Source organism: Algibacter pacificus (genome assembly GCF_008033385.1).
GTDB classification, from domain to species: domain Bacteria; phylum Bacteroidota; class Bacteroidia; order Flavobacteriales; family Flavobacteriaceae; genus Algibacter; species Algibacter pacificus.
The window spans coordinates 43,494-58,095 of record NZ_VOGY01000009.1; the positions used below are offsets into that span (position 1 = coordinate 43,494).

Consider the following 14,602-nt stretch of genomic DNA (forward strand, 5'->3'; position numbering starts at 1 on the left):
GACTTTTTAACTATTCTTTATGCTATATTCTTAATATTCATCTTCATTCCACAGATAATCTTCATCTGTAGGATAATCCGACCATATTTCTTCAATCGAATCGTACGAATCCCCTTCGTCCTCAATCGACTGTAAATTTTCTACAACCTCTAAAGGTGCACCAGTTCTAATGGCGTAATCTATCAATTCGTCTTTGGTCGCTGGCCAAGGCGCATCACTTAAATAAGATGCTAATTCTAAAGTCCAATACATGTGTTAATGCGTTTAATTTTTTTGCAAAAATAAATTTTTAGTTTAAACACACAAGAAAAAAATGAATTATTTAATCATTAATTTTAAGAACGTATCTTTTTGTACTCTAAACAGTTGAAATTTATTATTGCTTTGTTAATATTACTAGCAATTTTGTTTGCCGTTTTTTTTTTTTTTTTTTTTTGGCGTTACCACAAGGGTCGGGCTTTCGGCAGTCGCTTTTTTTGAGAAAAACAAAAAAGAGCTTCAACAATGCCTCAATCCCTAACGCAGTTTTCGCTTCCAAATTAAAATAAGGCTTTTTAGCTTAAAGTTCCTTTAAAATAATTAATATTTTTCAGGAATCCATTTAATTTCATTTGCTTGCAGGTCTAAAGACAACTTTCGTGCCAATACAAAAAGATAGTCCGAAAGGCGGTTTAAATACTTCAAAGCATTGGCTTCAAAAGACTCAATGTCGTTAAGTGCCGTGGCTAAACGCTCCGCTCTACGGCACACACAGCGTGCTATATGACAAAATGACACGGTTTGATGGCCGCCTGGCAATACAAAGTGTGTCATTTCGGGTAAAGCTTCATTCATCTGATCCATGGCTTGTTCTAAATGCTCAATATCTTGAGTAGATATTTTCTCAATATTAAGTCGGTCTTTGCCATTTTTTAAAACAGCTTTCTCAGGGTCGGTAGCCAAAATAGCCCCAACGGTGAATAATTTATGCTGAATTTCAGTAAGCAATTCCTTGTAATCTTCATGAATGTCTTGGTCGCGAATAAGTCCTAAATGCGAGTTTAACTCATCGATGGTGCCATAACTTTCAATACGGATATGGTGTTTGGGTACCCGAGTGCCACCAAATAATGCGGTGGTACCGTTATCTCCTGTTTTAGTATAGATTTTCATAAGTTACGCAAGTTAAAAGTTAATGGTTTAAAATAAAAAAAATAGGAGCAAAACTTGAGTACAAATTAAAACTTAAACTCGTATTTTAAAATGTTCTTTCGGCTGTTCTTTTCTAAAAAACACAAAGCCCCAGAAAAAGGTATCAATGGTTACGGTTACTTTTGGGTGTTTTTTTATAAGTTCCCAAGCAGCTTTCATGTCTTCAGACCAATAAATGTCGTCAAATATAAACACAGAATTGTTGTGTACGGTTTCTATTAGCGTTTCAAAATATTGTAAAGTGGGTTGTTTTTGGTGGTTGCCATCAAAGAAAACAAAATCGAAAGTGTTGGTTTTAAAATGATTAAGTTCATCATTAAAATCACCTGTTTTTAAAGTGATGTTTTTCAAGTTAAACTTTTCAAAATTCTGTTTTGTAAATTCCGAAATATTTGGGCAACCTTCAATAGTGGTGATATTTGCATTGGGGTTTCCTAAGGATAATGCCGATGTAGAAATTCCTAACGATGTTCCTAATTCCAGAACCGTTTCAGGGTTAAAATACTGGGAAAGGCGGTATAAAAGTTTGGTGCGTTTATAGGTCGATCCAGCAGTTTTTGCCATTTGTGAAATTTGGCGATTTTCCTGTGTCATGGTTTGCGAACCTGCGCCTAAATCGGTTACGGCTATAGTCTTTTTATTATTTAAAAGTGCTTTTCGGTAGTTTTTTAATGTTTTATAATCGCTGTATTTCGTTTTATCATAAAAACATTTAGTAACCAAATTGTAAACAAAAGGGGAGTGCACACCGTGTTGGTTAGTTGATTTTAAAAGAAATTTAAAATATTGGATAATTTGATACACGTTTTTTTAGGGTTTTCGGTGAGTGCCGTTTGTGTTTTTAAAGGTTTCCTTTTGTTGAAAATATTCGCTAAAATAAGTCTAAAAATTTAGTTGCAAAACTGACAGGTAAGCAAAGCTAGTGAAATCTTTTCCCTTTAAAAATAAATGATTTTAGTAAGTAAAGTTTCAACAGAGTAAACCTCCGAGAAAAACCAATATAAATTATTTCATTTTAAATGAGTCCTCTAGTGGTTGTATGGCAATATATATTTCTGTAATCCAATCTGCGGGATTTGGTAAGTTGCGTTCTAAGTTACTGTATACTTCAATAGTCGGGCCTTGTTCTAAAGTTTCTAAACCGTTTTCTTGAATATAGCTAGCGCCTTTTGCCCAGGCTTCATTTAGATAGCTGTAGTTTCCTTTTAATATGGTTTTAACTGCTGAAAATGGCGGTAATTGCCCTGTTAAAATATCACTCTCAGTCGAGATCATTTTCTCGGTGGTTGGTATGCAACAGGAAAACATAACGGCATTATTTTCCTCGTCCCATTTGTGATAATTAACAAAAGGTATCCCGTTTGTTGAAATGTTGTTTTTGTATACGTATGCCGCTATTGTTGGCAACATGGTTTGTGTTTTATTGGGTAATTCGCTTATTTTACAAGAGGTTGTTTTGTATAAATAATAACCACCGCCGTGTTGGGTAATTCCCATAACTTTAATGCTGTAGGCTTTCATGCTTGCCATGGAAACACTGTCTAGTTTAAATAAACCGCGTTCAAAATCGGGACCAACCGTTTTTTCAAAAGGCGCAGAAAAGGTGGTGTACATTTTAGACATAAAATCTAATTTTCCACTCATAGTCCAAGTGACTTTTGTACTATCATTTTGAGGTTCAAAAGTCCAGTGAATATCAGATTCACTTTCAAAAGGCTTAATAAAATTAATTTTTTGAGCAATCGATTTATTTTCAGAAACGGCTAAAGTGGTCATCTTTCCTTCACCTAAAATAGTACCCTTCCAAGCGTAACCAGCGCCAATATCACTCGTTTTTTCTAAGTAAGTAAGTTGGACTTCGGGTTCTTGTTCTAGCCATGGCGAAAAATGAGGCCAATTTTTGTAATCGTTAACTTCATTGAAAATCACTGGGGTAGGAGCCGCAATAATTCGGCTTCGTGAAAAGGTATATGTGTTTGGCTGTACCTCTATATAGATAGAAGCCCCAATAATGATAATAAGTAGAAGAAATAATAGATACTTAAAAGCTTTCATGGTGTTTTTTTAGTGAGAAAATATCTACCCAAAGGTAATCAATTTAAAAATTCCAAAACTAACTTTAATAAGGTATACTATTTTTTTGTTGGTGAAATAAGCTTTTTAAGGGAAAAAAAGTGAATGTAAAAGTTGAAAAAATAATTTTTTGGTTTTTAAAAGCTATTCTACTGCAATAGTTATAGTATTTCCCTTAGGTAAACTAAATATAAAAATTACTAATAAAAACAAAAAGACCGAATCTTTAATTCAAGGTTCGGTCTTTTTGTTTACACTAAAAGCTAAAAGTAGCAAGTTAAATAAAATAAGCGCACCGATAATGATTAATAGATTCATAATTGATTTATTTTAATAGCATATCTTATAGATACACTATTAGAAAAAAGGTTGCGTCAAAAAACATATAAATTTTTATAAATCAGCGGAACAAGCTTATTTGGTTTAAATAATGTTGCTGAAAAATTAATGTTTTGCCAAGGTGTATAATGACCATAAATTAGACTAAGTGAGAGCTATAAATAATACCAATGAAATCTGTTTATTGTTTGCTTTAATCTATTTGAAGAAAAATTTAATAGCCGCAATAGAAAGAATAAAAGCAATAAAAGCAAACAAAACCCAAATACTTCCTTTGTAAAATTGTTTGTGTAGTTTTAAATCTTTTCGATACATAAAGCCTATAATTATAGCAAATACTATAAAGAATACTGCTCCAAAAATTTTTTGTTCTGTACTAAACATATCGTTTTTTTTGCAAATTTACTTAATAGTTGCTAGATTTCTATCTTCGTAGAAATTAAAAATTAGAAAGAAATCTTATGAAAAATAAAATAGAAGCAGTAAAAGCCTTTCATACCGCCTTTAAAATAGGTCATAGAGAAACACCAAAAGCAGATTTAGGTAACGCTAAAAACACCTTGCGTTTCGATTTAATGAAAGAAGAAAACGAAGAATATTTAGAGGCTGCAAATAATAACGATTTGGTTGAGGTTGCCGATGCTTTGGGCGATATGCTTTATATATTATGTGGCACCATTATAGAACATGGTATGCAATATAAAATTGAAGCAGTTTTTGATGAAATTCAACGCAGTAATATGAGTAAATTAGGAGAGGGCGGAGAACCTATTTACCGAGAGGACGGAAAAGTATTAAAAGGACCAAACTATTTTAAACCGAATATAGCTGAAATTTTAAAGAAATAGATGAATACAAAAAAGAGAGAAAGCTATTTTTAGAATTCTCTCTTTTTTTTTATCTTAATTCAAGGTGAAAAATTATTTCACAGCGTAACGCCATCCAAAAGGATCTTCAGATTTATTCGTTTGAATATCCGTAATGCGCTTTTTTAAGTAACTTGCGTAAGTATCTTCTAATTCTGGTAAATCAAAATCTTCATCTTTATATCCAAAACCAGAAATTGGAGAAATTACAGCAGCTGTACCTGCGCCAAACATCTCTTTTAACGAGCCGTCTTTGGCAGAATCGATAACTTCTTTAACGGTTATTTTTCTAACTTCAACTGGTATATTTTCAGATTCAGCTAATTGAATAATGCTTTTACGGGTAATACCATCCAGAATTCTATCGCTTGTAGGGCCTGTTATTAAGGTGTCGTTAATACGTACAAAAATATTCATAGCGCCAGCTTCTTCAATATATTCGTGGGTATTGTCATCGGTCCAAATAACTTGTTGGTAGCCTTTTTCTATGGCTAATTGTGTTGGGTAAAATTGCCCAGCATAATTACCGCCAGCTTTTGCAAAACCAACCCCACCGTTAGCAGAGCGTGAGTATTTTTCTTCAATTAAAACGTTTACCTTTCCAGAGAAATAAGCGCCAGATGGTGCGGTGCAAATTATAAATTTATAAGCATCGGCAGGCGAGGCATGAAAACCATTTCCTGAAGCGAAAATAAACGGACGAATATATAACGAACTCCCTTCGTTTTTAGGAATCCAATCGCTATCAACTTCTAATAATGCTTTTAAACCATCCATGAAATAATTTTCAGGTAATTCTGGAATTGCTAAGCGTTTTGCTGAAATATTTAAACGTTTAAAATTATCTAACGGACGAAATAACCAGACCTTTTCATCAACATCTTTATAGGCTTTCATTCCCTCAAAAATAGATTGTCCGTAATGGAAAATCTTAGACGATGGGTCTAAAGTGATAGGTTCGTAAGGGGTTACCTTTGGAGCTTGCCACTTGCCATTTTCATAGTTGCACACTAACATGTGGTCTGAAAAAACACTTCCAAACTTTAAATCATCAAAATCTACATCGTTAATTTTTGTAGATTTTGTTTTTATAATCTCGACGTTGTTGATTATAGCACTCATATTCTTTTAATTTAGACGGTAAATTTAAGTAAATTCGTTTTTAAAATTTAGGTATATTTACATAAATTGTTTAAAATAGAAACATTCAGTAAGGTAAGTTCTTTTTCTTGCTAATTATTCATGCTTTTTAAGTGTTATCTTACAAAAATTAAATAAAAGACAATTGTGTAAATAATAGAACCTTAGAAACGTTTTCTTTTAAAACGGTAAGAGTTCTCTAAAAATAGTATTTTTGAAAAGAGAAGTTGTCATAACGGCCGATGGTTCATCAACCATTCATTTGCCAGATTGGGACGAGCAATATCATTCTAAACACGGCGCTATACAGGAAGCTTATCATGTATTTATAAAACATGGTTTGCACTATTTTTATTCTGAAAATATAAAGTCTGATAAGGCTCTTTCTATATTAGAAATTGGTTTTGGCACCGGATTAAATGCTTTTATCACCCTTTTAGAAGCTGAAAAGTTAAACTTAAAAATAGATTATGTTGGCGTAGAAGCTTATCCCGTTTCCACGGAAGAAATCCGTTTGTTAAATTATATAAACGAGTTAAAAGCAGAAGCAAACGAGTCTGTTTTTAAGAGGTTACATGAAGTGGCTTGGAATAGAAAACAAGAAATAACGACCTTTTTTTCAATTGAAAAACAGCAGAAGTTTTTTGCAGAAATAGAAGATGAAGCTGTTTTTAATCTCATTTATTTTGATGCTTTTGGCGCGCGTGTGCAACCCGAATTATGGACAGAACCTATATTTAAAAGCATGTATAAAGCCTTAAAGCCAAATGGGGTTTTGGTAACTTATGCTGCAAAAGGTAGTGTGCGTCGTGCTATGCAAGCTGTTGGTTTTACCGTAGAACGTTTAGAAGGGCCTCCTGGAAAACGGGAGATGTTGCGGGGCTCTAAATTAGTTTAAAAATTAATTTTTATGTTCAATAAAAAAAAGGAAACTTTATAATAAATAGTGTGTTAAACCTTCTATAAAAAGTAATAAAAGCCTGGAGTTTTTTTGTAAATTTAAAAAAAAAGATATGCGCGTTTTAATTACTGGGGCAACGGGATTAGTTGGACAAAATATTGTGAATCTCTGCCACATACAAAATATTCAAGTTAACTTTTTAACCACGAGTAAATCTAAACTTGTGAAAAATAAAAATTATCAAGGTTTTTTTTGGAACCCTGAAACGAAAGAAATCGATTTAGAGTGTTTTAAAAATGTAGATGCTATTATTAATCTAGCTGGGGCTACAATTTCAAAACGATGGACTACCTCGTATAAAAAAATAATTTTATCTAGTCGAGTAGATAGTCTTCAGTTACTCTTCGATAGTCTAAAAAAAATACCACATAATATTACTCAAATCATATCGGCAAGTGCTATTGGTTTATATCCGGATTCTTTAACCAAATATTATACTGAGGATTTTGAAAATAACACCCCCAATTCGTTTTTAAGTCAAGTTGTGAGTGCTTGGGAAACAGCCGTTGATCGATTTTCAGAATTAAATATTAAAGTGTCTAAAGTTAGAATTGGTTTAGTTTTAGCCGAAAATGGCGGGGCATTATCCGAAATGATAAAACCTGTAAAAGTGGGTTTAGGGGCTGCTTTTGGTAGTGGAAAACAATGGCAATCGTGGATTCATATTGAAGATTTATCACAGATTTTTATGTTCGTCTTTTTAGAAAAATTAGAAGGCGTGTTTAATGCGGTTGCTCCAAATCCAACCACTAATTACGAATTAATTAAAACCATAGCCACCACAATGGAACGCCCGTTTTTTATGCCTAATATTCCAAAGTTTGTAATGAGGTTAGTGCTTGGAGAAATGCATGTGTTATTGTTCGAAAGTCAGCGTGTAAGCGCTACAAAAATTGAAGATGCTGGATACGAATTTAAATTTCACCATTTGCAACCCGCATTATCAGACCTACTTATTTAAGAGATAGGTATAAAAAAAAGCAGCTCTTAAAATTAAGAACTGCCTTTTTAGGATGTTATTTTTAATAGATGCTCTAATTAAGACTTTCCAGCTTTAACAGTTATTTTTAATTCAATATCGTCGTTAATAAATTTATCACCTAAATTATCAAAAATAGATTTCGATCCGTATTGTACGTTCCATTTTGTTCTATCGATAGAGAAAACCTCACTGGTAATAGTAGTAGCTCCATCTTGGTTTGCAATAGTTACAGGAAAAGTAACATTGTTTTTAACGTCTTTAAGTGTTAAATTTCCAGAAAGCATAGTTTTTCCAGCAACTTCTTTAACCTCGGTAATTGTAAAAATAGCATTCGGGTATTTTTCAACATCAAAAAAGTCGGCATTTGTTAGGTGGTTATACAATTTAGCATGGGCTTTATCATCAGCAGGAATATCTAAAACCTTAATAGATTTCATATCAATAATAAACGATCCTCCAACAACTTTTCCGTTAGAAACATTAAGCATTCCTTCTTCTATACTAATGGTTCCATTGTGCGACCCTGTAGGTTTAAAACCTGTCCAAGCTATAGATGATGCCGCAAGATCTACGGGGTAAACTTCAATGTTTTCAGCTTCATTTTCAACAGGGGTTTCAGCTTCAGTTGTCGTTGCTTCTTTAGCTTTGTTTTTACAGTTAAAAACAGAAAGACTTAATACACTAATAAATAAAATACTAACAAATTTCTTTTTCATTGTTAAATGGTTTAATAGTTTAGTGGGTAAAATTACACAAAACGAATTTTAATGTAAAGAATTTACAATAAAATAATTTAGTGACATTATGGCATTTTAATAATATTGGCAGTACTTTTGCCAACTAATTTTAAGAATTGCAAAACCGAAATTACAATGAGTAATAAAGATAAAAAGGATAAAGAAAACGAGCAAGTTGAAGAAAATCAGGTTGAAAACGTAGTCGTTGAGGAACAAGAGGTTGAGGAACAGACGGTTGAAGAAAAATTACAAGAAGAAGTAAAGCAGGAAAAAGACAAGTTTTTACGTCTGTTTGCAGAATTTGAAAACTATAAAAAAAGAACATCAAGAGAACGTATTGAATTGTTTGCAACAGCAAGCGAGGATGTTATGAAAACCTTATTACCTGTTCTTGATGATTTTGAACGTGCTTTAAGCCATATTGAAGAGGATAAAGAAGCAGAAGAATTAAGAAAAGGAGTGCTTTTAATTTATCAAAAATTGGTAAACACCTTAGATCAAAAAGGCTTAAAAGCTATTGTAGTAGAAAAAGGCGAAGTCTTTAATGCTGATAATCATGAGGCTATAACTCAAATTCCTGCACCAACCGATGATTTAAAAGGAAAAATTATTGATGTGGTTGAAAAAGGATACAAACTTGGCGAAAAAGTAATTCGTTTTCCAAAAGTGGTTATCGGACAATAAGAACGTATTATTAACTAAAACAGATTTTTCCTTTTCGGAAAAGTTCACACAGCAATGGCAAAGAGAGATTATTACGAAATATTAGGCATTAGCAAAGGAGCGTCGGCAGCAGAAATAAAAAAAGCGTATCGAAAAAAAGCAATTGAATTTCATCCAGATAAAAATCCAGATGATAAAAGTGCTGAAGGTAAGTTTAAAGAAGCAGCCGAAGCGTATGAAGTTTTAAGCGACGAAAATAAAAAAGCACGTTACGATCAATTTGGACATCAAGCCTTCGAGAATGGCGGCGGTGGCGGCTTTGGCGGCGGTGGCATGAATATGGACGACATATTCAGTCAGTTTGGTGATATTTTCGGCGGCGGTGGCGGCGGCTTTGGTGGTGGTTTTTCTGGTTTTGGCGGTGGCGGCGGCCAACGTCGTGTTAAAGGCAGTAACCTACGTATTCGTGTAAAATTAACATTAGAAGAAATTGCTAACGGCGTAGAAAAGAAAATAAAAGTAAAACGAAAAATACAGGCGCCAGGTACTACTTATAAAACTTGTTCTACTTGTAATGGTAGCGGACAAGTAACCCGTATTGCGAATACTATTTTGGGTAGAATGCAAACTTCTTCACCTTGTAATGTTTGCGGTGGATCTGGTCAAATTATTGATAAAAAACCAGCCGATGCCGATGCACAAGGATTAAAAGTATCGGAAGAAACAGTGAGCATTAAAATTCCTGCAGGTGTTGTAGATGGTATGCAACTTAAAGTGTCTGGAAAAGGAAACGAAGCTCCTGGAAATGGTGTCTCGGGAGATTTATTAGTGGCTATTGAAGAGGCAGAGCATGAAACCTTGCAACGTGAAGGTGATAATTTACATTACGATATGTACATTAGTTTGCCAGATGCTGTACTTGGTACATCGCAAGAAATAGATACCGTAACGGGTAAAGTACGTATTAAAGTAGAAGCCGGTGTGCAATCTGGAAAAATATTACGCTTACGCGGAAAAGGGATTCCAAGTATTAACGGTTATGGAACAGGAGACTTATTAGTACATGTTAATGTATGGACACCAAAAACATTAAACAAACAGCAAAGAGAGTTTTTTGAAGCCATGAAAAGTGATGATCATTTTTCTCCAAAACCAGAAAAATCTGATAAATCTTTTTTTGAGAAAGTAAAAGATATGTTTTCTTAAAAAATGTTGTGTTTTTTTTGATAGGACAAAGAATGTAAAATTGAATTCGAAATAAAAAATCCACTATTTTTAGTGGGTTTTTTTGTTTAAACAGGAATAATTGATGCAATTTTATTGATAATTATCAATAAAAAGTTATATTTGAAGAATCATTAATGAAGTTTAATGATAATTTTTCTTTTTCATAGCAATTTTTTTTCCCATCCTTAAATCGTTTTTTTAAGGGTGGGTTTTGTTTTTAGAACCCTCACTTTTTTTATTCATATAAACAAATACGCAAAAACAACGAGATATGTTTAAAAGCGCACATCGTTAATTATTCTTAAAACCACATAAGCACTCCCATAAACATTTAATACCTTTACGGCAAACAAGTCAACTATAATATTAATGAGTAATTTATTAGAAGTTAATGAAGTTTCTAAAAATTTCGACAACTTTACAGCATTAAACAAAGTCTCACTTTCGGTTCCAAAAGGGAGTATTTTTGGGCTTTTAGGTCCAAACGGTGCAGGGAAAACCACCTTAATACGTATAATTAATCAAATTACGATGCCCGATTCTGGAACGGTTTTTTTAGACGGAGAAGCCTTGCAGGGAAAACACATTAAAGATATTGGATATTTACCCGAAGAACGCGGTTTATATAAAACCATGAAAGTAGGCGAGCAGGCACTTTATTTAGCACAACTTAAAGGCTTAAGTAAAACCGAAGCTAAAGCACGATTAAAATATTGGTTCGACCGGTTGGATATTGGTGATTGGTGGAATAAAAAAGTTCAAGAGCTTTCAAAAGGTATGGCACAAAAAGTTCAGTTTGTGGTTACGGTTTTACACGAACCTAAACTACTTATTTTCGATGAACCTTTCTCTGGTTTCGATCCTATAAATGCCGATATCATTAAAGATGAAATTTTACATTTAAGAAATCAAGGGGCAACTATTATTTTTTCAACACATAGAATGGAATCGGTAGAAGAATTATGCGATGATATCGCTTTAATTAATAAATCGAATAAAATATTGGAAGGTAAACTGGTTGATGTAAAACGACAGTTTAAATCCAATACTTACGAAGTAGGAATTCGATCAAATAATCAACCAGAATTAAGACAAGAGTTAGCTCAAAAATTTAACGTTTCCAATGCTACCTTTAAAACCTTAGAAAACGAGTTAAAATTAAATATTAAACTTCAAGATAACGAAAAATCAAACGATTTACTAGGCTTTTTAGCAAGTAAAGGCGAGCTCTCTCATTTTGTAGAATTAATACCAAGTGTTAACGATATTTTTATTCAAACTGTAAAGAATAATTAATTTTTATGAATCATTTACCACTTATTATAAAACGAGAATATCTTAATAAAGTTAGAAATAAATCGTTTATAATTATGACCTTTTTAAGCCCTATTATTTTTGTAGTGCTTATTGGTGTTGTTGCTTATTTAACCCAGTTAAATAACGATAAAATACGAGTTATTTCGGTGCTAGACGAATCTGGTTTAGTAAAAAATATTTTTAAAGATACGGGCCATACAGTCTATCATGTTTTAGAACAGATGTCTTTAAAGGACGCTAAGGCTTTATCTAAAGAAACAGAGGCGTATGGTTTATTGCACATCGATAAAATGAACGATGTAAAAACAATAGCCAAACATATCACGTTTTATTCTGAAGAATCACCGTCTATAAATACCATTTCAGACTTAGAAACTCAAATAGAATCTAAGTTGACAAATATGACGCTTCTTAAAAATGGCGTGGATTTGGATATGATTAATGCTTCTAAAATTCCAGTAGAAATAGCCCAAGAAAGTTTCGATGGCGAAAAAACATCAAAAATTGATAGTGTCATTAAAATTGCTTTTGGTGGGGCGTTGGGGTATTTACTTTTTATGTTTATCATTATTTATGGTAACATGATTATGCGAAGTGTTATTGAGGAAAAAACCAGTAGAATTATAGAAGTTATTATTTCTTCAGTAAAACCAGTACAACTTATGTTGGGAAAAATTTTCGGAACATCTTTGGCTGGAATTACACAATTTTTAATTTGGACTATTTTAGGTTTTGTATTAATGTTAATTGTATCGGCTGTTTTTGGGATAGATTTAGCACAAGTACAAACGCCACACCAACAAGTGGTAAGGCAAGCTATGGAAAATCCCGAATTAAATATGAAAATTCAAGATGTGTTAACCGCATTTTACAACCTCCCGTTATTTAATTTGGTGGTGGCTTTTATCTTGTTTTTTATTGGTGGTTATTTATTATACAGCTCGTTTTACGCAGCTATTGGTGCTGCAGTAGATAACGAAACCGATACCCAACAATTTATGATGCCGGTAATAATGCCGTTAGTTTTAGCAGTTTATATTGGTATATTTACAGTGGTAGAAGATCCACACGGTACTATTTCAACTGTTTTTTCGTTTATACCATTAACATCGCCTGTGGTAATGCTTATGCGTATTCCTTTTGGTGTACCTATTTGGCAACAAGTGTTGTCGTTCTCAATTTTAGTAGGTACCTTTATACTTACGGTTTGGTTTGCTGCAAAAATTTACCGTGTAGGTATTTTAATGTACGGCAAAAAGCCAACTTACAAAGCGTTAATTAAATGGATGAAGTATTAAAATGCAAGACAAGGTTATAGATAAATTAGAAGATACGCTAGAACAAAGTTCCCTATGGGAGCAGTTTATGGGGTTTCTTAATTATAACGTTTATACGTACACCATTACCGATGGAAGTGGGGTAGAAACCGGCGTATTAAAGGTTAAATCTATTCTTGCTGTTATCATCATTTTAATAACGACTACGTATTTTTTACGTTTTGCACGTAATTTATTAACCCGTAAATTACCTAAAGAGGATAAAGCCAAGTTTATTACGGTTTTTTCATTTGCAAGATGGTTAATTTATTTAATCGTTTTGTTGGTGGCGCTAGATTCTATAGGCATTAATGTTACTGCCGTGTTTGCGGCTTCGGCAGCTTTATTAATTGGTGTGGGGTTGGCGCTGCAAACCTTGTTTCAGGATATTATTTCTGGAATTTTTATATTAATAGACCAATCGGTTCATGTTGGCGATATTATTGAAATTGAAGGTAAAGTGGGGCGAGTTGAAGAAATTAAACTTCGTACCACTAGAGCCGTAACTATCGATAATAGGGTTTTAATAATACCCAACCATTTGTATTTAGCAAATAGTTTGTACAATTGGACTCAAAATGGTTCAACAACCCGAGAAGGAGTCGAGATTGGTGTTGCTTATGGAAGCGACGTACAATTGGTTAAAGAATTACTTTTACAAGCCGCTACAAGTCATCCGTTGGTTATGAAATACCCCGCTCCGCTGGTTTACTTTTTAAATTTTGGAGATAGTGCTTTAGAGTTTAAAGTGGTTTTTACTTTAAATGATAGTTTTCAAAGTGCCATTCCGAAAAGTGATATCCGATTTGAAATAGATAGGTTATTTCGAGAAAATAACATTTCAATCCCTTTCCCGCAAAGAGATATTCATATCAAAAAATAATAGATATTTGATAGGTTTTGATTAAAAAACAGGAATTTAAAACGGCGTTAATTTTAGTGTTTATTGTAAGTTTTCAATTTGCGAATGCACAATTAACAGATTTGGCGCGTTTAGAATATTCTTTTATTCCTAAAAGTAAATCAGAAGATCAATACACCAGATTAAAAGCGCTTATAAATTATCCAATTAAACTTAAAAAGGATGCTTATTTTATCGTGGGAGGCGAGTACAATCGTATTCTATTAAATTTAGAAGATGATTATGATTTTGAAACCTCAAGTTTAAATAAAATTCATGTTATCGATTTAAATTTTGCTTATACCTTTAAGTGGAATAAAAAATGGCGTTTTGGAGTTAAGTTTAGTCCCAGAATTGCATCCACCTTGACACACTCTTTAAGTTCTGAAGATTTTTTTATGAATGGCGGTGTGTTTTTTGTAAACAGAAAAAAAGCCGATGAAAATATAAAACGCGATAGCCGATTAATTTTAGGTTTAACTTATAACGCCACCACAGGATTACCTTTTCCGTTACCTTTTATTAGTTATTTCAGGAAAATTGACGCCCATTGGACGTATACGGCTGGAATTCCAAAATCGAATATAAAGTATATTTTCAACGAAAAAAATAATATTCAAGTGTTTACTGGGCTTGATGGGTATTTGGCGCATCTTCAAAAACCATTGGTTATAAAGGGAAAAACAGCCGATCATATTTCGCTATCGGTTGCTGTTAGTGGGCTTGGCTACGAATATTGTTTTACCAAACATTTAGTCGCTTATCTTTACACAGGACATACCGTGCGATTAAATAATGTGATAAGGGATAAAAATAGAGATGAAATTTTTAAATTAGACGATATTAATGCGTTCTATTTAAGAAGTGGACTAAAATTTAAAATATAAAA

General features: G+C 33.0%; 16 protein-coding genes. 9 read left to right on the plus strand and 7 right to left on the minus strand.

Going from position 1 to position 14,602, the window contains the following annotated elements:
* Positions 1–30 precede the first annotated feature (30 nt).
* The 5 genes from FQU21_RS13610 to FQU21_RS13630 form a co-directional block, all read right to left on the minus strand.
* Positions 31–252 carry a DUF2795 domain-containing protein gene (locus FQU21_RS13610; RefSeq protein WP_019387375.1) on the minus strand — a complete coding sequence of 74 codons (222 nt, stop codon included), beginning with the start codon at positions 250–252 and terminating at the stop codon, positions 31–33.
* Positions 253–579: 327 nt separating this feature from the next.
* Positions 580–1,152: a cob(I)yrinic acid a,c-diamide adenosyltransferase gene (locus FQU21_RS13615; protein ID WP_147678561.1), complete on the minus strand. Its 573-nt coding sequence runs from the start codon at positions 1,150–1,152 to the stop codon at positions 580–582.
* 72 nt (positions 1,153–1,224) lie between these two features.
* Positions 1,225–1,995, minus strand: coding sequence for an O-methyltransferase (locus tag FQU21_RS13620; RefSeq protein WP_147678562.1), 771 nt, complete (start codon positions 1,993–1,995; stop codon positions 1,225–1,227).
* 201 nt (positions 1,996–2,196) lie between these two features.
* Positions 2,197–3,246 (minus strand): SRPBCC family protein, encoded by a 1,050-nt coding sequence (locus FQU21_RS13625; protein WP_147678563.1) that lies wholly within the window; start codon positions 3,244–3,246, stop codon positions 2,197–2,199.
* A 555-nt stretch (positions 3,247–3,801) separates the two neighbouring features.
* On the minus strand, positions 3,802–3,987 hold the full coding sequence (locus FQU21_RS13630; protein ID WP_147678564.1) for a hypothetical protein: 186 nt from the start codon (positions 3,985–3,987) through the stop codon (positions 3,802–3,804).
* Positions 3,988–4,064: 77 nt separating this feature from the next.
* Between FQU21_RS13630 and FQU21_RS13635 the strand changes: the two genes are divergently transcribed.
* Positions 4,065–4,451 carry a pyrophosphohydrolase domain-containing protein gene (locus tag FQU21_RS13635; protein ID WP_147678565.1) on the plus strand — a complete coding sequence of 129 codons (387 nt, stop codon included), beginning with the start codon at positions 4,065–4,067 and terminating at the stop codon, positions 4,449–4,451.
* A gap of 72 nt (positions 4,452–4,523) precedes the next feature.
* On the opposite strand, the gene FQU21_RS13640 is transcribed toward FQU21_RS13635, so the two are convergent.
* Entirely contained in the window at positions 4,524–5,591 is a 1,068-nt protein-coding gene (locus tag FQU21_RS13640; protein WP_147678566.1) for a branched-chain amino acid aminotransferase, read from the minus strand.
* Between the two features lie 232 nt (positions 5,592–5,823).
* On the opposite strand from FQU21_RS13640, the gene mnmD reads away from it, so the two are divergent.
* Positions 5,824–6,507 carry a tRNA (5-methylaminomethyl-2-thiouridine)(34)-methyltransferase MnmC2 gene (mnmD, locus tag FQU21_RS13645; protein ID WP_147678567.1) on the plus strand — a complete coding sequence of 228 codons (684 nt, stop codon included), beginning with the start codon at positions 5,824–5,826 and terminating at the stop codon, positions 6,505–6,507.
* A 115-nt stretch (positions 6,508–6,622) separates the two neighbouring features.
* Positions 6,623–7,531 (plus strand): TIGR01777 family oxidoreductase, encoded by a 909-nt coding sequence (locus FQU21_RS13650; protein ID WP_147678568.1) that lies wholly within the window; start codon positions 6,623–6,625, stop codon positions 7,529–7,531.
* A 77-nt stretch (positions 7,532–7,608) separates the two neighbouring features.
* Here the strand turns inward: FQU21_RS13650 and FQU21_RS13655 are convergent, their stop codons facing one another.
* Positions 7,609–8,268, minus strand: a complete 660-nt coding sequence (locus FQU21_RS13655; RefSeq protein WP_147678569.1) for a YceI family protein — start codon at positions 8,266–8,268, stop codon at positions 7,609–7,611.
* A 156-nt stretch (positions 8,269–8,424) separates the two neighbouring features.
* Between FQU21_RS13655 and FQU21_RS13660 the strand changes: the two genes are divergently transcribed.
* The 6 genes from FQU21_RS13660 to FQU21_RS13685 all read left to right on the plus strand — a co-directional run bounded on the left by FQU21_RS13660 (position 8,425) and on the right by FQU21_RS13685 (position 14,600).
* Positions 8,425–8,973: a nucleotide exchange factor GrpE gene (locus FQU21_RS13660; protein WP_147678570.1), complete on the plus strand. Its 549-nt coding sequence runs from the start codon at positions 8,425–8,427 to the stop codon at positions 8,971–8,973.
* Between the two features lie 54 nt (positions 8,974–9,027).
* On the plus strand, positions 9,028–10,158 hold the full coding sequence (dnaJ, locus tag FQU21_RS13665) for a molecular chaperone DnaJ (protein WP_147678571.1): 1,131 nt from the start codon (positions 9,028–9,030) through the stop codon (positions 10,156–10,158).
* 390 nt (positions 10,159–10,548) lie between these two features.
* Positions 10,549–11,475: an ABC transporter ATP-binding protein gene (locus tag FQU21_RS13670; RefSeq protein WP_147678572.1), complete on the plus strand. Its 927-nt coding sequence runs from the start codon at positions 10,549–10,551 to the stop codon at positions 11,473–11,475.
* A 5-nt stretch (positions 11,476–11,480) separates the two neighbouring features.
* Positions 11,481–12,794 (plus strand): ABC transporter permease, encoded by a 1,314-nt coding sequence (locus FQU21_RS13675; protein WP_147678573.1) that lies wholly within the window; start codon positions 11,481–11,483, stop codon positions 12,792–12,794.
* Position 12,795: 1 nt separating this feature from the next.
* On the plus strand, positions 12,796–13,695 hold the full coding sequence (locus FQU21_RS13680) for a mechanosensitive ion channel family protein (protein ID WP_147678574.1): 900 nt from the start codon (positions 12,796–12,798) through the stop codon (positions 13,693–13,695).
* A 17-nt stretch (positions 13,696–13,712) separates the two neighbouring features.
* Positions 13,713–14,600 carry a DUF6268 family outer membrane beta-barrel protein gene (locus FQU21_RS13685; protein ID WP_147678575.1) on the plus strand — a complete coding sequence of 296 codons (888 nt, stop codon included), beginning with the start codon at positions 13,713–13,715 and terminating at the stop codon, positions 14,598–14,600.
* The last annotated feature ends 2 nt before the right edge of the window (positions 14,601–14,602 follow it).